The sequence below is a fragment of the Tropicimonas sediminicola genome (assembly GCF_900188335.1).
Lineage (GTDB): Bacteria > Pseudomonadota > Alphaproteobacteria > Rhodobacterales > Rhodobacteraceae > Tropicimonas > Tropicimonas sediminicola.
Map to the genome: position 1 here is coordinate 345,545 of NZ_FZOY01000004.1, position 17,421 is coordinate 362,965.

A 17,421-nucleotide genomic window follows, 5' to 3' on the forward strand; every position below is an offset into this window, starting at 1 on the left:
TATGATCCCGACACTCGACTGGAGGCGTTTCTCGACCGGAAGCGACAGGTCAGGTTTCATCGCGGATCTCGGAGCGGCCTGCAAGGCGCCGGGCTTCTTCCTGCTGACCGGCCACCGTATCGACCCGGCGCTGGTTTCCGCCGTCTTTTCCGCGGCCGACGGGCTGTTCGACCTGACCGAGGCAGAGAAACGCACGCTTGCGCTGCCATCGCGGCCAAAGGATCGCGGCTGGTCCAAGATCGGCACCGAGAGCAGCACCGCGGACAGCCCGCATCCCGACCGGCGGGAAACCTTCGGGATCGGCCCGGAAACGCTGGGCAACGCGCCGCAGATGCGTTGGGGCACCCCCTATCGCGGCACGAATGTCTGGCCCGACATGCCCGGTTTCCGGGATGTCATGCTGAAATACTTCGGCGCCGCACAGGCGCTGTCTCTGGCGCTGCACTGGGCCATCGCCGCCGATCTCGGCTTTCCCGAGGGCTGGTTCGACGCGCGGTTCCGCAAGCCGGACGCGAGCCTGCGCCTGATGCACTACCCGCCCGCGCGCGGGCTCGAAGGCGAGATGGGCGCCGGGGCGCATGTCGACCAGGACGCCCTCACGCTGCTTCTGACCGACGACGAGCCGGGGCTGCAGGTCTGGTCCGCGGAGGCCAACGACTGGATCGACGTGCCGCATGTGCCGGGAGCGATCGTGGTCAATGTCGGCACTTGCCTGCAGGACTGGTCCGGGGGGCGCTATGCCGCACCGCTGCACCGGGTCCTGCCCCCGCGCGAGGATCGCCGGTCGGTAGCGTTCTTCCTGCGTCCAGAGAAGCGCGCGCCGCAAGTTCACCAGAGCGAGCGCAGCAGCCTGCAAGCCTGGGCGCCCGAAGCCACCGGGCGGCACGCGAACGCCTGACCGGTCGGGCGCGCGCGGCTACTCCCGCGCCCGCAGCACCCGGGCCGGCCGCGCCGCGAGCGGCCGCCAGGCAAAGGCGAGCCCGGCGAGCAGGGTCGCCAGCACGCCGCCGGTGACGATCAGCAGGGCCGAGACCGGCTCGAAGGCATAATCGGTTTCCATCACGAAGGTCGTCACCGCCCAGCCGGAAAGCCCGCCGCAGAAGATCGCCACGATCCCCGCCGCCGCCCCGAGCAGCGCAGAGCGGATTGCGAAATAGCCGAGGATCTGGCCGCGCGCCGCGCCGACCGTCTTGAGCACCGCCGATTCGAACACCCGCATCCGCTCGCCGGCCGCCGCCGCACCGATCAGCACGATCACACCCGTCACCAGCGTCGCCGCCGCGCCATAGGTGATGGCGGCCGCGATCCCGGCCAGCACCTCGGTCACCCGGTCGATGGCGTCGCGCACCCGGATCGCGGTGATGTTGGGATAGCTGCGCGCCAGGTCGCGCAGGATCGCGGCTTCGGCCTCCGGCGCGGCATAGATCGTCGCGATGTGGCTGTGCGGCGCGCCGGCCAGCGCGGCCGGGTTCATCGACATGACAAAGCCGATGCCGGCAGTCGAGAAATCGACCTCGCGGAAGCTGGTGATCTCGGCATCGATGTCCCGGCCGAGGATGTTGACGGTGATCGCGTCGCCGAGTTGCAGGCCCATCTCCTCGGCCTCCTCGGCGGCGAAGCTGACCTGGTTCGGGCCGGTGTAATCCTCCGGCCACCATTCCCCGGCGGTGACCGTTGTCTGCTCCGTCGGCCGAGCCGAGTAGGTCACGCCCCGGTCGCCGCGCAGCACCCAGTGGTCGCCCACCGCCTCGCGCGCCGGCTGGCCGTTGATGCGGGTAATGATCCCGCGCAACATCGGCGCGGTCTCGACACGGGTCACGCCCGGATCGCCCTCGACCCGCTCGAGGAATCCGTCGAGCTGGTCGGGCTGGATGTCGACCACGAAATAGGAGGGCGCGACCTCGGGCAGGTCGCGGGCAATGGCGCCGCGCAGGTTCGAATCGATCTGCCCCACGGCGGCAAGCACCGTGAGGCCGAGGCCGAGCGAAAGCACCACCGAGGTCGCCTCGCCCCCCGGCCCGCCCACCGCGCCGAGCGCCAGCCGCAGCGCGGTCCGGCCGCGCAGGGCGCGCGCCCGCGCCAGCCGCCGCGACAGGCGGCGAATCCCGGTGGCGGCCAGCACCAGCAGCAGCAGCGATCCCGCCACCCCCGCCGCCGAGTAGAAGGCGAGCTCCGGCACGCCCGAGAACCACGCCGCCGCGCCGACCAGCAGCGCCACCAGCAGGGCGGTCACGACGAGAAAGGCCGGGCGGGGCAGCCGCCAGCGCCCGGAAACGGCATCGCGGAACAGCGAGGCGGCGCGGACCTCCTCGGTGCGCGCGAGCGGCCAGAGGGTGAAGATCAGCGCCGTCAGCGCGCCGTAGAGCGCGGCTTCGGCCAGCGGGCCGGGATAGATCCCGAAGCTCGCGGGCACCGGCAGGCGCGCCTCGATCACCGGCGCGAAGATCAGCGGTACAAGCCCGCCCAGCATCAGCCCGAGCGCGATGCCGAGGATCGACAGCGCGCCGATCTGCATCAGGTAGGCGGCGAAGATCGTGCGGCTGTCGGCGCCGAGGGTCTTGAGCACCGCGATCACCTCGCGCTTGCCGTCGAGATAGGCGCGCACCGCCGCCGAGACGCCGACGCCCCCGACCGCCAGCCCGGCAAGGCCCACCAGCACCAGAAACGCCCCGAGCCGGTCGACGAAGGCGGCCACGCCCGGCGCGCCGTTGCGGCTGTCGCGCCAGCGCATGCCGCTGTCCCGGAAAAGCCTGCGCGCCTCGGTCTTGGCGGCCTCGATGTCGGTGCCTTCGGGAAATGCCAGCCGGTAATGGGTCTCGAACAGCGTCCCGGGTTCCAGCAGGGTGGAATTGGCCAGCGCCTCGGTCCGGACCAGCGTGCGCGGGCCAAGGCCGAAGCCGTCGCCCGCGTCGTCCGGCTCGCGCTCCAGGATCGCAGCCAGCCGGAACTCCTGGGTGCCAAGGCGGAACACGTCGCCGGTGTCGAGCCCCAACCGCTCGGCCAGCACCCGCTCCATCACCCCGCCGGGCAGCCCGCCCTCGACCGCCAGCGCCTGATCGAGCGGCATGTCGGGGGCGAGCCCGGCTGTGCCGTAGATCGGCCAGGCATCGTCGACGCCCTTCACCTGGGTCAGCGCGCGTTCCTCACCATCCCCTTCGCCCACGACGGCCATGGAGCGGAAGTCGACCACCTCGGAGATTGTCTCCGCCTGCGCCTCCATCCAGGCGCGCTCGGCGTCGTCGGCATAGCGATAGGTAAAGGACATCTCGGCATCGCCGCCGAGCAGCACCGCGCCCTCCTGCGCCAGACCGGCCTCGATCCCGGTCCGCACCGAGCCGACGGCGGCGATGGCTGCCACGCCCAGCGCGAGGCAGGCGAGAAACACGCGAAAGCCGGAGATCCCGCCGCGCAGCTCCCGCCGGGCGATCTTCGCGGCAGTGGAGAGACTCATTCCGCCGCCCTCGCGCCGGCCTCGGCGGCGCCGTCCAGCCGGCCGTCGACCAGCCGCAGCACCCGGTCGCAGCGCTCCGCCAGTTCCGGCGCATGGGTGACCAGCACCAGGGTCGCGCCATGGCGGTCGCGCAGGCCGAACAGCAGTTCCATGATCGCCTCGCCGGTGGAGCCGTCGAGGTTGCCGGTGGGTTCGTCGGCCAGCAGCAGGCGCGGACGCGGCGCAGCGGCACGAGCCAGCGCCACCCGCTGCTGCTCGCCGCCCGAAAGCTGTGCCGGGTAATGATCGAGCCGATCTCCCAGCCCGACCGCCCGCAATTCCTGCTCGGCGCGGTCGAATGCATCGCCCGCCCCGGCCAGTTCCAGCGGCGTCGCCACGTTTTCCAGCGCGGTCATCGTCGGAATCAGATGGAAGCTCTGGAAGACTACCCCCATATGATGTCGACGAAAGCGGGCCAGCGCGTCCTCGCCCATCGCCGAGAGGTCATGGCCGGCCGCCGTGATCGTCCCGGTGGTCGCGCGCTCAAGCCCGCCCATGAGCATGAGGAGAGAGGATTTGCCCGAACCGCTTGGCCCGATCAGCCCCAGCGTCTCGCCCGTCGCGACATCGAGCGAGATGCCCCGCAGGATCTCCACCCGACCGGCATTGCCGTCGAGCGCAAGGGTCACGTCCCTGAGGGAGAGAATCGGGTCTGGCATCGGGCGGGTCTCCGTCTGGGTGCACGGTTCTCGATATGGGGCCTTGGCCCGGGCGAACAAGGCATTGCCTGGCCTTGCCTTTGCCCTGGCCCTGCCAACAGCCACCCTGGCGGAACCGGTAACACTCGCCGCGCTCGGCGACAGCCTCACCCAGGGCTACGGCCTGCCGCCCGAGGATGGCTTCGTCCCGCAGTTACAGAATTGGCTTGAGAGCCGCGGCCACGAAGTGACGGTGATCAATGCCGGGGTCTCGGGCGACACCACGGCAGGCGGGCTTTCGCGGGTGGCCTGGACGCTCACGCCGGAGGTCGACGCGATGATCGTGGCGCTTGGCGGTAACGATCTTTTGCGCGGCATCGACCCGGCCAGCAGCCGCGGCAACCTGCGCGGCATCCTGGAAGCGGCCTCCGAGGCCGATGTCTCTGTCTTGCTGGTCGGGATGCAGGCGCCGGGCAATTACGGGCCGGATTACAAGCAGGCCTTCGACACGATGTATCCCGAGCTCGCCGAGGAGTTCGGCGCGCTGCTGGCGCCGAGTTTCTTCGAAGGGCTCACCGGCGATCCGTCGGACGCGCAGGCGATGGGCCGGTACATGCAGCCCGACGGGCTGCACCCCAATGCGGAGGGCGTGGCGCAGATCGTCGCGACGCTCGGACCCCGGGTGGAAGCGCTGATCGGGCGCGTGGAGACCGCGTCGAACTAGACGCGGCAGGGAGGAAAGCGGCATGACCCTGATCGAACGGCTGCGCGACGTGCTGGGCGCGCCCAATGTCCTGACCGGCGAGGAGACGGCCCGCTACGCGACCGACTGGACCGGCGTCTATGCCGCCGAACCGCTGGCCGTGCTGCGCCCCGGATCGACGGCGGAGGTCGCGGCGGCAGTGCGGCTGGCGGCCGAGACCGGCACGCCGGTGGTCCCCGTCGGCGGCAACACCGGGCTCTGCGGCGGCACCTACGCGCCGGGGGCGCTGATGATCTCGCTGGAGCGAATGTCCGCGATCCGGGAGATCCGCGACAGCGCCCGCATCGCCGTGGTGGAGGCCGGCGTGGTGCTCGATACGCTGCACACGGCCGCCGCCGCACACGGTCTCGCCTTCCCGCTCACCTTCGGCGCGCGCGGTTCCGCGATGATCGGTGGCTGTCTCTCGACCAATGCCGGCGGGTCCAACGTTTTGCGCCACGGCTCCACCCGGGGGCTCTGCCTGGGGCTGGAGGTCGTGCTGCCGTCGGGCGAGGTGCTGGACCTGATGACGGCATTGCACAAGGACAATTCCGGCTACGATCTGAAGGATCTGTTCATCGGCGCCGAGGGCACGCTCGGCATCATTACCGCCGCAACGCTGAAGCTCGTCCCGGCGCCGGTCGCCCATGCCACCGCGATGATCGCGATGCCCTCGCTCGACGCCGCGCTCGGCCTGCTGAACCGGCTGCAATCCGAGACCGGCGGCGCGGTGGAAGCGTTCGAATACCTCCCCGGAGACACGCTCGACACGATCGTCACCCATTTCGACGCCCTGCGCGCACCCTTCGCCGAGTCCCACGCCGTCAACATCCTGCTCGAGATCGGCGCCACCGCGCCGCGCGACGCCACTCCCGGCGCCGACGGCACCCTGCCCGTCGTCAGCCGCCTCGAGGAGATGCTGGGCGAGTTGATGGAGGAGGGCGACGTGCTGGATGCCGTCATCGCCATGAACGCGGCCCAGCGAAAGGCGTTCTGGGCGATCCGCGAAGGCGTTGCCGAAGTCGCGCTCAGCCGCAAACCCTTCGTCAACGCCGATGTCTCGGTGCCCGTCGACGCGGTGCAGGCGTTTCTCGACCAGATCGCCGAGCGCCTGCGCCGGCTCGACCCCGAGGTTACAGCGCTCTGGGTCTCGCACCTCGGCGACGGCAACGTCCACTACACCGCCCGGCCATCCCGCGACGATCCCGCGCTGCTGGACCGGGTTCTGGAGGCAGTGGAGGACGTGGCCCTTTCCCTCGGCGGCAGCTTCTCGGCGGAGCACGGTATCGGAAAGTCGAAGCTCGCCTCCATGCGGCGGCGCAAGAACCCCGCGGCGCTCGCCGTGATGCGGCAGCTCAAGGCCGCGCTCGACCCGCAGGGCCTGATGAACCCCGGCAAGGTGATCCCAGACTGATTGCCACGGCTTCCCTCGGCACGCGGTATCTGACATAGCAGCCCCATGTTCGACGATCTCGACGATATCCACCCGCTGTTCCACGGCGCCCCCTCGACAACGGAGTTCAAGAAGCTCCGCAAACGCATCGTGCGCAACGTGCGCGAGGCGGTCGAGCAATATGGCATGATCGAGCGGGACGCCCGCTGGCTGGTCTGCCTGTCCGGCGGCAAGGACAGCTACACGCTGCTCGCCGCGCTCTACGAGCTGAAGTGGCGCGGGCTTCTGCCGGTCGATATCCTCGCCTGCAACCTCGACCAGGGGCAGCCGGGTTTCCCGGCGACGGTGCTGCCGGAGTTCCTCGAGCGCATGGGTGTGCCGCACCGGATCGAATATCAGGACACCTATTCCATCGTGATGGACAAGGTGCCCCAGGGGCGCACCTATTGCGCCCTCTGCTCTCGCCTGCGCCGCGGCAACCTCTATCGCATCGCCCGCGAGGAGGGCTGCTCGGCGGTCGTTCTCGGCCACCACCGCGACGACATCCTCGAGACCTTCTTCATGAACCTCTTCCACGGCTCCCGGCTGGCCACCATGCCGCCCAAGCTGGTGAACGAGGAAGGCGACCTGTTCGTCTATCGTCCGCTGGCCCACGTGGCCGAGGAGGATTGCGAGAAATTTGCCCGGGCCATGAACTACCCAATCATCCCCTGCGACCTTTGCGGTAGCCAGGACGGGCTGCAGCGCCAGCAGGTCAAGGCGCTGATCGACGGCTGGGAAGCCAACCACCCCGGCCGCCGGCAAAAGATGTTCCGGGCGCTGATGAACGCGCGCCCCTCGCACCTGCTCGACCCGGAACTCTTCGATTTCGCAGGGCTTTCCCGCAAGTCCGGACAAATCGACGAAAATTGAACCGAGATTCCGGACTCGCATTAAGGGGATGCTGAGTCGCATCCTCTAGCGTCGTTCCCGACCGGCGAAGAGCCAAACCGAGGAACATGTCGCATGAAACGGCCCGCACTCCGCTTACGCCAGATCCGGCGGCGGCTGAACCACGCCTTTATCCGCCCACAAACGCTCGCCTTCGTCCCGGCGCTGATGTTCGGCGGCTACTGGTTCGGCGGAGAGGGCGTCTTGATGATCACCGCGGTGACCTTTCCCATGGTGCTCATGCTGGGCGGGCTGTTCGAGGGGGACCGCAATTTCGAGCGTCTGGACGGGCTGACCGGACTCGCCAACCGCACGCACCTGCTCGACACGCTGCAGGATTTCCTGTCGCACTACGAGGGACAGGGGCAATCGACCATCGCCTTCGTGATCCAGCTCGACGAGTTCGCCGAGGTGGCGGAGGCGCTCGGGAGCGCCGGCACTGAAGAAGTGCTCCGCCGCACCGCGGACCGGATCCACGGCGCCATTCGCCCCGGCGACGTGGCAGCCCGGCTGGTCGAACACCGCTTCGGCCTTGCGCTCGGCCCGGTGCGGCAGGCGAACATGGAGGTTGGCCTTCGGGTCTGCGAGCGCATCCAGACGGCGATCGCCGAACCGATCAGTCTCGACGCGACGACCGTGCACGTTTCCGCCTCCATCGGCTTCTGCCTCGCGCGCCGGGCACCACAACGGGACGCAGAGGCGATGCTCGAAGCCGCCGAGATCGCGATGGACGCGGCCCGCCGCGCCGGCCGCTCTCAGATCAGGGCCTATTCCCGCGAGATGAGCGCAGCGATCGAAAACAGGCACTCCCTGTCGGAAGAGATCGCGCGCGCCTTCGACGAAGGCGAGATCCGTCCCTGGTTTCAACCACAAATCTCCACGGACACCGGCCTCGTGTCCGGCTTCGAGGCGCTGGCCCGCTGGGACCATCCCACGCGCGGCACCCTGCTGCCGGCGGATTTCCTCGAGGCGGCGGAAAGCGCCGGGCTCCTCGAGCGCCTCGGCGAGGTGATGCTTTTCAGCAGCCTGACCGCGCTGCGCATGTGGGACAAGGCGGGGTACCGGGTGCCGCGCGTGGCGCTCAACTTCACGGCCGCCGAGCTGCGCAACCCGCGCCTCGTGGACAAGATGAAGTGGGAGCTCGACCGGTTCGACCTGACCCCGGACCGGCTCAATGTCGAGGTGCTCGAAACCGTGGTCGCGGACAGCTCGAACGACACGATCACCGCCAACATCGCGGCGCTTGCAACCCTGGGCTGCCAGATCGACCTCGACGATTTCGGCACCGGCCATGCCTCGATCAGCAATATCCGGCGTTTCGCCGTGAACCGTATCAAGATCGACCGCTCCTTCGTCGCCCGCGTGGACGGAGACCAGAGCCAGCAAAAGATGATCGCCGCGATCCTGTCTCTGGCCGATCAACTCGACCTGGACACGCTGGCCGAAGGGGTCGAGACCGTTGGCGAACACGCCATGATGGCGCAACTGGGCTGCGGCCATGTCCAGGGCTTCGGCGTCGCATTGCCGATGCCCTTCGAGGAAACCATGGGCTGGATGGACCGGCACCTCGCGAAGCTCGGCCACACTCCGCAGATCGGACGCCCGACGAGCTGATCCGGCCGATCGGGGTGCAACTGCCGCACCGTCGCCGGATGGTCGCAGCCCCGCGCGGGCTTGAAAAACGGGATTCTGCTTGACGTTTCGGCCCGCGCCGGATTGAACCGGCGCCAACCCCGGATACCAAAGGACGTCGGTGATCCCCTGATGGACGATCAGAACAAGAACCTCATTCTCGCCACCGCGCTCAGCTTTCTCGTGATCCTGGTCTGGTTCGTGCTGTTTCCACCACCGGAACCGAGCGTGACCGAGACTCCGCCCGCGGCGACCGAGACGATCGGCCAGACCGATGCAAACGGCGCCCCGATCGCCTCCGTTCCGCAGGCCGCCGATCCCGGCGCGACCACGGCGACGACCGAGGTCGCCCCTGCCGCCGACGCCCCGCGCCTGAACGTCGAGACCCCGCGCCTGACCGGTACGATCTCGCTCGCAGGCGGTCGGATCGACGACCTTCTGCTGAACGACTACCGCGAGACGCTGGACACCAACTCGCCCAACGTCCGTCTGCTGGAGCCGGTCGGGGACCCGCTCTCCTACTACGCGCTCTTCGGCTGGGCCCCCGGCGGCGGGCTGACGCCGGCCGACGTGCCCGGCACCGACACGGTCTGGACCGTCGAGAGTGGCGAAACGCTGACGCCTGAGAACCCGGTTTCGCTGCGGTGGGACAGCCCTTCGGGCCTGATCTTCCGCCGCGAGCTGTCGATCGATGACGATTACATGTTCACGGTCGCCCAGACCGTCGAGAACCCGACCGAAGCAGCCGTTCGGGCCGCGCCCTACGGCATCATCGCGCGGCACGGCCTGCCCGAGACCAGCCGATTCTTCATTCTGCACGAGGGGGTCGTCTCGATGGCGAACGGCTCGCTCACCGAGATGGACTACGGTGATTTCGAGGACTTCGCGGTCGATCCGGCCATGGGCGCGCAGGCCGAAACGATCGAAGACGTGACCGAAGGCTGGATCGGCTTCACCGACAAGTACTGGATGACCACGCTGATCCCCAACAACGGGGAGCCCTTCAAGCAGGTCATGCTGTTCCAGCCGCAGTCGCAGATCTACCAGACCCAGACGATCTATCCGACGGTCGAGATCGGCCCCGGCCAGACGGTGGAGCATTCCTCCCGGCTCTTCGCCGGCGCCAAGGAATGGGAGGCGATCCGCGACTATCAGAACGAGGGCGGCGTCTACCGCTTCATCGATTCCATCGACTGGGGATGGTTCTTCTTCCTGACCAAGCCGATCTTCCAGGTCCTGCACTTCCTGAACGCCATGATCGGCAACATGGGCTGGTCGATCATCGCCCTGACCGTCATCATCAAGGCGCTGCTCTTCCCGCTGGCGTACAAGTCGTACTCCTCGATGGCCAAGATGAAAGAGCTTCAGCCGGAGATGGAGAAGCTCAAGGAGAAGGCCGGCGACGACCGGATGCAGCTCCAGAAGGACATGATGGAGCTCTACAAGAAGGAAAAGGTGAACCCGGCTTCCGGCTGTCTGCCGATCCTGCTGCAGATCCCGATCTTCTTCTCGCTCTACAAGGTGATCTTCGTCACCATCGAACTGCGCCACGCGCCCTGGCTCGGCTGGATCCGCGACCTCTCGGCGCCGGACCCGTCGTCGATCCTGAACCTGTTCGGCCTGCTCCCCTGGGGCGTTCCGGATCTCGGTGCGCTGCAGATCATCTCGCTCGGCATCCTGCCGATCCTGCTCGGCATCTCGATGTGGATGCAGCAGAAGCTGAACCCGGCGCCCACCGATCCGACGCAGCAGATGATCTTTGCCTGGATGCCGTGGATCTTCATGTTCATGCTTGGCAGCTTCGCCAGCGGGCTGGTGCTCTACTGGATCACCAACAACACCATCACGTTCATCCAGCAGTACCTGATCATGCGCTCGCACGGCTACAAGCCGGATATTTTCGGCAACATCACGTCGAGCTTCAGACGCAAGAAACCAGACGCCGAGTGACCGGCCGACTTGCGCATATCGTTCGCCATCCGATCAAGTCGCTCGGATGGGAGGAATTGCCGGCGGTCGAGCTGACCGCCGGCAAAGTGCTGCCCTACGATCGCCACTGGGCTCTGGCGCACGAGGCTGCGGCCTTCGAGGGCAACCCCGAAGGCTGGTATGCCAAGCGCAACTTCGTGCGCGGCGTGGCCTCGGCCCCGCTGATGGCGATCCGGGCGAACCTGTCGCCCGACGCCAGCCGCGTGACGCTGACCCACCCGGAGCGCCCGGCGCTCGAGATCGTTCCGGATGGCGGCGCAGCCTCGGCCGCTCTGACCGACTGGGTCGCGCCGCTATGGCCCGCCAACCGGCCCGAACCGGCACGCCTCGTCACTGCCGGCGCGCAGGCCATGACCGATGCACCGGACCCGTTCGTCTCGGTGCTGAGCCTCGCCTCGCTGCGCGACCTCGGGCAACGCATGGACAAGGATCTTTCGATCCACCGTTTCCGCGGCAACCTATGGTTCGACGGCCTCCCCGCCTGGGAAGAAGCCGACTGGGCCGGGCGCGAACTCGCCATCGGCGCGACCCGGCTCCGCGTTGTCGAACCGATCACCCGCTGCAACGCCACCCGCGCCAATCCCGACACCGGCCGAGACGACGGCGACACCCTCGCGGCGCTGGAAGCCGCCTTCGGCCACCGGGACTTCGGCGTCTTCGCCACCGTCATCGAAGGCGGGCCGATCCGCATCGGCGACCCAGTGGAGCCCTGCCCATGAGTGCCCTGCCCTTTCCGCTCGCCCCGACCCCGGACGACGCCACGATGGAGCGTGGCCGCAAGCTCTTTGCCGGCCGGACCGAATTCCTCAAGGGCGTGGTCGCGATGTCCGGCCTGCCGTCGGCTGACCGGATCGAGGTCTGCTTCGCCGGGCGTTCGAACGTCGGCAAGTCGACGCTGATCAATGCGCTGACCGGGCACAAGGCGCTGGCCCGCGCCTCCAACACGCCGGGCCGGACGCAGGAGATCAACTTCTTCACCCTGCAGGACAGCCATTACCTCGTCGACCTGCCCGGCTATGGCTTTGCCAAGGCCCCTGTCGCCGTGGTCGAGAAATGGCAGAAACTGCTCAAGGCCTACCTGTCCGGTCGCGCCACCCTGCGCCGCGCCTTCGTGCTGATCGACGCCCGCCATGGCGTCAAATCGGTCGACGAGGAGATCCTGACGCTGCTCGACAAGGCCGCCGTGCCCTTCCAGGTGGTGATGACCAAGGTCGACAAGGTAAAGGCGGCCGAGCTCGACAAGGTACTGGCCCAGGTCCGCGGCAAGCTGCAGCCGCACCCGGCCGCCTACCCCGAGCTGCTCGTCACCTCCTCCGACAAGGGCGAGGGGATCGAGACCCTGCGCGCCACTATCGCCGGCCTCGACTGAACCAGGCGCGCCGCTCCGCTTCTTCTCTCCAGAAAACCCCGCCGGAGGCGCGATCTTTCGGACGAAAGATCGTCCGCCGCGCAGCGGCGCCCCTGCTGCCGGTCCGCCTTCAGACGTGCTGCCCGCCGTTCACCTCGATCTCGGTACCGGTCACGTAGCTCGATGGCTCCGTGCAGAGGAAATAGATCACATCCGCGACTTCCGAGGGCTGGCCGAGACGCCGCAGTGGCAGCCCGTTCACGATCCTCTCGGTGCCCGGGCTCAGGATCGAGGTCTCGATCTCGCCGGGAGCGATCGCGTTGACCCGCACGCCATGCGGCCCGAAATCATGCGCCATCTCGCGGGTGAGCGCCTTGAGCGCCGCCTTGGAGGTCGCATAGGCCGCGCCGGCAAAGGGATGCACGCGCGAGCCGGCGATGGAGGTGACATTGACCACCGCTCCCTTCGCGGCGGTCAGTTCCTCGATCAGGCCGCGCGCCAGCACGACGGACGCGAAGAAGTTGACGTGGAACACCCGCCCCCAATCCAGAAGATCGGTGTCGATCGTGTTCAGACGTTCGCCGTTCGGACCCTTCGGCGAGATCCCGGCATTGTTGACCAGCGCGTCCAGCCGTCCGCCGATCTTCTCCTGGATCACGCCCACGGCGTTGATCGTGTCGGCAGGGTCCGACAGGTCGATCTGGACATGGTTCTCCTCGCCACCGGGCCAGGGACAGGCGGGGGAGAAGGGCTGACGGGAGCAGGTGATCACCCGCCACCCCTCGGCGCTGAACTTGCGCACGGTGGCGTGGCCGATCCCGCGGCTCGCCCCGGTCAGCAGCAATGTCTTCTGTCGGTTCTCGTCGGCCATGCTGTGCTCCCGCGTTCTGGCCCAAGCCATACGCAAAGCGGCGGCAAACACAATCGCCCTTGGCACGCGGTCGGTCAGGCCCTAACACGGGAGACCAATGCATCACCGAGCCGACAGATGAAGAAACAGGTCATGAACCGCGACTGGATTGCCACCGCCCGGACCCTCTCCGAGGCCCTCCCCTACCTCCAGCGCTACAGCGGCGCCACCGTTGTCATCAAGTTTGGCGGCCACGCGATGGGCGACGCCGAGCAGATGGCGCAGTTTGCCCGCGACATCGTGCTGATGAACCAGGTCGGCGTGCACCCGGTCGTCGTCCATGGCGGCGGGCCGATGATCAACGAGCTGCTGGCCAAGCTCGACATCAAGAGCGAGTTCGTGAAGGGCAAGCGGGTGACCGACGCCGCCACCATGGAAGTGGTGGAGATGGTGCTCTCCGGCCTCGTCAACAAGCGCATCGTCCAGGCGATCAACCAGGAGGGCGGCCGCGCCGTGGGCATCTCCGGCAAGGACGCCAACATGATGGTCTGCGACCCGGTCGATCCGGCGCTCGGGCTGGTCGGCCAGCCGGTGGAGGTCTCGCCCGACCTCATCCACCAGATGCATGCGCACAAGATCATCCCCGTGGTCGCCCCGCTCGGCGCCGGCCGCGACGGCGAGACCTTCAACGTCAACGGCGACACCGCCGCCGGCGCCATCGCCGCCGCGCTCAAGGCCGACCGCCTGCTGCTGCTCACCGATGTCGAGGGCGTGAAGGACGCCAGCGGTTCCGTGGTCACACAGCTCAGCCCAGACCAGGTGCGCGAGCTGACCGCCAGCGGAGTCATCGCCGGCGGCATGATCCCCAAGACCGAGACGGCGCTCGATGCGATTGCCGGCGGGGTGCGGGCCGTTGTGATCCTCGACGGCCGGGCGCCAAATGCCTGCCTGCTGGAACTGTTCACCGACCACGGCGCCGGTTCGCTGATCCGGGTGCCGTTCGAGCAGGAACCGCGCAAGATGTGAAAAGGGCTTCGCATCGGCGAAACCTGTCCTATGATCGGGCCGTCATGTGCACCGCTCCCCAGTCAGCCGGACCGGATTTCGAGTCGCTGGAGCACGAGGCGGGGAGCCTGTCTCTCTCGATCCTCGGCGGGCTCCACGTCGCGCCGTCGGACGAGGGCATACCGGAGGGCGTGCGCACCCTGCTGCTGCTCGGCCCGGCCGAGCCCGGCTTCTGGCCCAGCGTGACCGCCGACCCCGAGTTTTCCGACGCCGCTCCCGACCCGCTGGATCGCTGGTCGCGGCGGGTGATCGGGGACTGGGCGGCGCGGATCGGCGCAGAGGCGCTCTTTCCTTTCGGTGGCCCGCCCTTCCTGCCGTTTCTCAACTGGCTCACCCGGACCGGGCGCGCCTGGACCTCGCCTGTGGGGCTGGTCGTGCATGCCGAGGCGGGGCTTTTCCTCTCGGTCCGCGGCGCGCTCGGCCTGCGGGAGAATATCGCGCTTCCCGCCCCCCTGGAACGCCCCTGCGAGAGCTGCGACGCCCGCCCGTGCCTGACTGCCTGCCCGGTCTCCGCGCTCGGCGCTGGCGGCTATGACACCGGCAATTGCCACGATTACATCGACACCGCAGACGCCGACTGCATGGACCTGGGATGCGCCGTTCGGCGCGCCTGCCCGGTCAGCCAGGGCTATCCGCGCCTGCCCGCTCAATCCGCGTTTCACATGCGCGCTTTTCACGGATCCTCATGAGACACCTGATTCTTCTCCGCCACGTGAAATCCAGTTGGGTGAACCCCGACGTCGACGATTTCGACCGCCCGCTCAACAAGCGCGGCAAACGCAGTGCCAAGGCGCTCGGCAAGTGGCTGCGCGACAGCGCATTGAAGCCGGACGAGGTCCTGTGCTCCTCCGCCCGGCGCGCCCGCGAGACCTTCGAAGGGTTGAAGCTCTCCGTCGGGGCGGACCTCCGGGAGGATCTCTATCACGCCGAGCCCGAGGTGATGCTCGAGGTGCTGCGCAAGGCCGGCGGAAAATCCGTCCTGATGATCGGCCACAACCCCGGCATCGCGGCCTTTGCCCAGATGCTGACCGAGACCCCGCCGGAGCATCCACGCTTCTCCGATTACCCGACCGGGGCGCTCCTGGTGCTCGATTTCGACATCAAGACCTGGTCGAAGGCCGGCCCCGGCAAAGGCAAGGTGCGGAGTTTTCTCACGCCGCACGATCTCGTTCCGGCCGAAGAGTAGGCCGAAACCGCGAACGCCCCGGCGGTGATGCCGGGGCGCTGAACTCTCGCGATACCAATCGCCTCAGTGGCCGAGGATCTGGCTCAGGAAGAGCTTCGTCCGCTCGTGCTGCGGGTTGTTGAAGAACTCTTCCGGCTCGTTCTGTTCCACGATCTGGCCCTGGTCCATGAAGATCACGCGGTTCGCGACCTGCCGGGCAAAGCCCATCTCGTGGGTCACGCAGAGCATGGTCATGCCTTCCTCGGCCAGCTCGACCATCGTGTCGAGCACTTCCTTGATCATCTCCGGGTCGAGCGCCGAGGTCGGTTCGTCGAAGAGCATGATCCGCGGCTTCATGCAGAGCGACCGGGCGATCGCCACCCGCTGCTGCTGACCGCCCGAAAGCTGGCCGGGATACTTGTTGGCCTGCTCGGGGATCTTCACCTTCTCGAGGAAGTGCATGGCCGTCTCGACGGCCTCCTTGCGCGGCACCTTGCGGACCCAGATCGGGGCCAGGGTGCAGTTTTCGAGGATCGTCAGGTGCGGGAACAGGTTGAAGTGCTGGAACACCATCCCGACCTCGGAGCGGATCTTGTCGATGTTCTTGAGATCCGAGCTGAGCTCGGTTCCGTCGACGATGATCTCGCCCGACTGGTGCTCCTCCAGACGGTTGATGCAGCGGATCAGCGTCGACTTGCCGGATCCCGAGGGGCCGGCGATGACGATCCGCTCGCCCCGGTGCACCGAGAGGTTGACGTCCCGGAGCACGTGGAAGTTCCCGTACCACTTGTTCATGTGGGTGATCTGGATCGCGACCTCGTCGGACACCTGCATGTGCGAGCGGTCGATTTCGCGTTGGGCGGACATTTCGGACATGAGCGTTTCCTTAGCGATGGCCCGTCTGGAGCTTGCGCTCCAGGTACATGGAGTACCGGGACATGGAGAAGCAGAAGATGAAGAACATGACGGCGATGAAGCCGTAGATCTCCCAGACAAGGCCGTTCCAGGCCGCGTCGGCGAGGATCGCGCGCGACAGGCCCAGCGGGTCGAGAAGGCCGATGATCGACACCAGCGTCGTGTCCTTGAACACGCCGATGAAGGTGCTGACGATGCCGGGGATCGAGATCTTGAGCGCCTGCGGCATAATGATCAGCCGTTGCGCCATCCAGAAGTCGAGCCCGAGCGCGTCGGCCGCCTCGTACTGACCGCGCGGCAGCGCCGCGAGACCGCCGCGGATCACTTCGGCCATGTAGGCCGAGGCGAAGAGCGTCACCATGATGATGACCCGCAGGATGATGTCGAAATCGGTGCCCGGCGGCATGAAGATGTTGAGCAGTGTCGAGGCCACGAAGAGCAGCGTGATCAGCGGCACCCCCCGGATGAACTCGATGAAGCCCACCGAGAGCGAGCGGACGATCAGCAGGTTGGACTGCCGCCCGAGCGCCAGCAGGATGCCGATCGGCAGCGACAGCGCGATCGCGACCACGCCGATGGTGATCGAGAGCATGTAGCCACCGAAGGCGCGGCTCTCGACCGACTGGATTGCCAGCGGCAGAACCGAGGCGATACCGTCGGCCACCGGGCCGGAGAGGAAAATCCACCAGATCACCGGCAGGACGAAGGCCAGGATCGTCGCCGCGAGGTTGCCGAGCACCGGCGCAAGGTGCCGGGAGGCGAGATAGCCGATGACGAAACCGAGCGCCGCCATGACCGGGTTCCAGATCGTGCCGCCCCAGAGCAGCCAGGGCATCAGGAACGGGTAGATCGCCGAGAAGTAGAGCATCTTGCGCGGCAGGTGGGTGAAGAGCACCGGCGCGAGCGCGACGAAGAGCAGTATGAAGTCCAGCACGACCCGCCAGTAGAGTTCCTTGGGGTAGAAGCCGAACATGAACTGCAGCCAGCGTTCGCGGATGATGCCCCAGCAGGCCCCGCCATAGCCGAGTTCCGCGATGATCTCGCGGCATTCGGTCAGCGAGGAGGCGTGCCAGGTCGGCGAGACCATCCAGGGCAGCGCCTGGGCCAGCAGCCAGTAGATGAAGGCCAGCGCCAGCAGCGTGACGACGGAGTTGAAGGCGGAGGAGAACAGGTTCTCCCGCACCCAGCCGATCGCGCCGGTTGTCGCCGCGGGCGGCTCCTGCTCGGAGAGCATCTCGGAGCGGACGTAATGCGTGTTGCTCAT

At 67.7% G+C, this 17,421-nt stretch carries 16 protein-coding genes; 11 read left to right on the plus strand and 5 right to left on the minus strand.

What is annotated here, in order from left to right; genetic code table 11:
- Position 1: 1 nt before the first annotated feature.
- On the plus strand, positions 2-898 hold the full coding sequence (locus CHB86_RS12665; RefSeq protein WP_089233416.1) for an isopenicillin N synthase family dioxygenase: 897 nt from the start codon (positions 2-4) through the stop codon (positions 896-898).
- Positions 899-916: 18 nt separating this feature from the next.
- Here CHB86_RS12665 and CHB86_RS12670 read toward each other — a convergent pair whose 3' ends face one another.
- Both CHB86_RS12670 and CHB86_RS12675 read right to left on the minus strand, forming a co-directional pair.
- Positions 917-3,451: an ABC transporter permease gene (locus CHB86_RS12670; protein ID WP_089233417.1), complete on the minus strand. Its 2,535-nt coding sequence runs from the start codon at positions 3,449-3,451 to the stop codon at positions 917-919.
- The gene (locus CHB86_RS12675) at positions 3,448-4,149 is read right to left on the minus strand and encodes an ABC transporter ATP-binding protein (RefSeq protein ID WP_089233418.1); all 702 of its coding nucleotides are present in this window, start codon (positions 4,147-4,149) and stop codon (positions 3,448-3,450) included. The genes CHB86_RS12670 and CHB86_RS12675 overlap by 4 nt, the downstream gene beginning before the upstream one ends.
- 64 nt (positions 4,150-4,213) lie before the next feature.
- Between CHB86_RS12675 and CHB86_RS12680 the strand changes: the two genes are divergently transcribed.
- The 7 genes from CHB86_RS12680 to yihA all read left to right on the plus strand — a co-directional run bounded on the left by CHB86_RS12680 (position 4,214) and on the right by yihA (position 12,183).
- Positions 4,214-4,852 (plus strand): arylesterase, encoded by a 639-nt coding sequence (locus CHB86_RS12680; protein ID WP_245837932.1) that lies wholly within the window; start codon positions 4,214-4,216, stop codon positions 4,850-4,852.
- Positions 4,853-4,874: 22 nt separating this feature from the next.
- Positions 4,875-6,284: an FAD-binding oxidoreductase gene (locus CHB86_RS12685; protein WP_089233419.1), complete on the plus strand. Its 1,410-nt coding sequence runs from the start codon at positions 4,875-4,877 to the stop codon at positions 6,282-6,284.
- 45 nt (positions 6,285-6,329) lie between these two features.
- Complete coding sequence (ttcA, locus tag CHB86_RS12690; protein WP_089233420.1) at positions 6,330-7,175, plus strand: tRNA 2-thiocytidine(32) synthetase TtcA; 846 nt, start codon at positions 6,330-6,332, stop codon at positions 7,173-7,175.
- A 93-nt stretch (positions 7,176-7,268) separates the two neighbouring features.
- Complete coding sequence (locus CHB86_RS12695; RefSeq protein ID WP_089233421.1) at positions 7,269-8,807, plus strand: putative bifunctional diguanylate cyclase/phosphodiesterase; 1,539 nt, start codon at positions 7,269-7,271, stop codon at positions 8,805-8,807.
- Between the two features lie 150 nt (positions 8,808-8,957).
- Positions 8,958-10,775, plus strand: a complete 1,818-nt coding sequence (gene yidC, locus CHB86_RS12700) for a membrane protein insertase YidC (protein WP_089233422.1) — start codon at positions 8,958-8,960, stop codon at positions 10,773-10,775.
- On the plus strand, positions 10,772-11,533 hold the full coding sequence (locus CHB86_RS12705; protein WP_089233423.1) for an MOSC domain-containing protein: 762 nt from the start codon (positions 10,772-10,774) through the stop codon (positions 11,531-11,533). Before yidC ends, CHB86_RS12705 begins: the two co-directional genes overlap by 4 nt.
- Positions 11,530-12,183 (plus strand): ribosome biogenesis GTP-binding protein YihA/YsxC, encoded by a 654-nt coding sequence (gene yihA / locus CHB86_RS12710; RefSeq protein ID WP_089233424.1) that lies wholly within the window; start codon positions 11,530-11,532, stop codon positions 12,181-12,183. Before CHB86_RS12705 ends, yihA begins: the two co-directional genes overlap by 4 nt.
- A gap of 109 nt (positions 12,184-12,292) precedes the next feature.
- Here the strand turns inward: yihA and CHB86_RS12715 are convergent, their stop codons facing one another.
- The gene (locus CHB86_RS12715) at positions 12,293-13,033 is read right to left on the minus strand and encodes an SDR family NAD(P)-dependent oxidoreductase (protein WP_089233425.1); all 741 of its coding nucleotides are present in this window, start codon (positions 13,031-13,033) and stop codon (positions 12,293-12,295) included.
- A 117-nt stretch (positions 13,034-13,150) separates the two neighbouring features.
- On the opposite strand from CHB86_RS12715, the gene argB reads away from it, so the two are divergent.
- The 3 genes from argB to CHB86_RS12730 are packed head-to-tail and all read left to right on the plus strand — an operon-like array spanning position 13,151 to position 15,263.
- Positions 13,151-14,038, plus strand: a complete 888-nt coding sequence (gene argB / locus CHB86_RS12720; RefSeq protein ID WP_089233426.1) for an acetylglutamate kinase — start codon at positions 13,151-13,153, stop codon at positions 14,036-14,038.
- 44 nt (positions 14,039-14,082) lie between these two features.
- Positions 14,083-14,766: a ferredoxin gene (locus CHB86_RS12725; protein WP_245837933.1), complete on the plus strand. Its 684-nt coding sequence runs from the start codon at positions 14,083-14,085 to the stop codon at positions 14,764-14,766.
- Positions 14,763-15,263: a SixA phosphatase family protein gene (locus tag CHB86_RS12730; protein ID WP_089233427.1), complete on the plus strand. Its 501-nt coding sequence runs from the start codon at positions 14,763-14,765 to the stop codon at positions 15,261-15,263. The genes CHB86_RS12725 and CHB86_RS12730 overlap by 4 nt, the downstream gene beginning before the upstream one ends.
- Before the next feature lie 63 nt (positions 15,264-15,326).
- On the opposite strand, the gene CHB86_RS12735 is transcribed toward CHB86_RS12730, so the two are convergent.
- Together CHB86_RS12735 and CHB86_RS12740 are read right to left on the minus strand one after the other, a co-directional pair.
- Entirely contained in the window at positions 15,327-16,118 is a 792-nt protein-coding gene (locus CHB86_RS12735; protein WP_089233428.1) for an amino acid ABC transporter ATP-binding protein, read from the minus strand.
- Positions 16,119-16,128: 10 nt separating this feature from the next.
- On the minus strand, positions 16,129-17,421 hold the full coding sequence (locus CHB86_RS12740) for an amino acid ABC transporter permease (RefSeq protein ID WP_089233429.1): 1,293 nt from the start codon (positions 17,419-17,421) through the stop codon (positions 16,129-16,131).

Bases quoted from the DNA above. Each gene is read 5' to 3' on its own strand.
- CHB86_RS12665 (WP_089233416.1), top strand. From the start codon at position 2: ATGATCCCGACACTCGACTGGAGGCGTTTCTCGACCGGAAGCGACAGG.
- CHB86_RS12670 (WP_089233417.1), bottom strand. From the start codon at position 3,451: ATGAGTCTCTCCACTGCCGCGAAGATCGCCCGGCGGGAGCTGCGCGGC.
- CHB86_RS12675 (WP_089233418.1), bottom strand. From the start codon at position 4,149: ATGCCAGACCCGATTCTCTCCCTCAGGGACGTGACCCTTGCGCTCGAC.
- CHB86_RS12685 (WP_089233419.1), top strand. From the start codon at position 4,875: ATGACCCTGATCGAACGGCTGCGCGACGTGCTGGGCGCGCCCAATGTC.
- ttcA (WP_089233420.1), top strand. From the start codon at position 6,330: ATGTTCGACGATCTCGACGATATCCACCCGCTGTTCCACGGCGCCCCC.
- CHB86_RS12695 (WP_089233421.1), top strand. From the start codon at position 7,269: ATGAAACGGCCCGCACTCCGCTTACGCCAGATCCGGCGGCGGCTGAAC.
- yidC (WP_089233422.1), top strand. From the start codon at position 8,958: ATGGACGATCAGAACAAGAACCTCATTCTCGCCACCGCGCTCAGCTTT.
- yihA (WP_089233424.1), top strand. From the start codon at position 11,530: ATGAGTGCCCTGCCCTTTCCGCTCGCCCCGACCCCGGACGACGCCACG.
- CHB86_RS12715 (WP_089233425.1), bottom strand. From the start codon at position 13,033: ATGGCCGACGAGAACCGACAGAAGACATTGCTGCTGACCGGGGCGAGC.
- argB (WP_089233426.1), top strand. From the start codon at position 13,151: ATGAAGAAACAGGTCATGAACCGCGACTGGATTGCCACCGCCCGGACC.
- CHB86_RS12725 (WP_245837933.1), top strand. From the start codon at position 14,083: ATGTGCACCGCTCCCCAGTCAGCCGGACCGGATTTCGAGTCGCTGGAG.
- CHB86_RS12730 (WP_089233427.1), top strand. From the start codon at position 14,763: ATGAGACACCTGATTCTTCTCCGCCACGTGAAATCCAGTTGGGTGAAC.
- CHB86_RS12735 (WP_089233428.1), bottom strand. From the start codon at position 16,118: ATGTCCGAAATGTCCGCCCAACGCGAAATCGACCGCTCGCACATGCAG.
- CHB86_RS12740 (WP_089233429.1), bottom strand. From the start codon at position 17,421: ATGAGCAACACGCATTACGTCCGCTCCGAGATGCTCTCCGAGCAGGAG.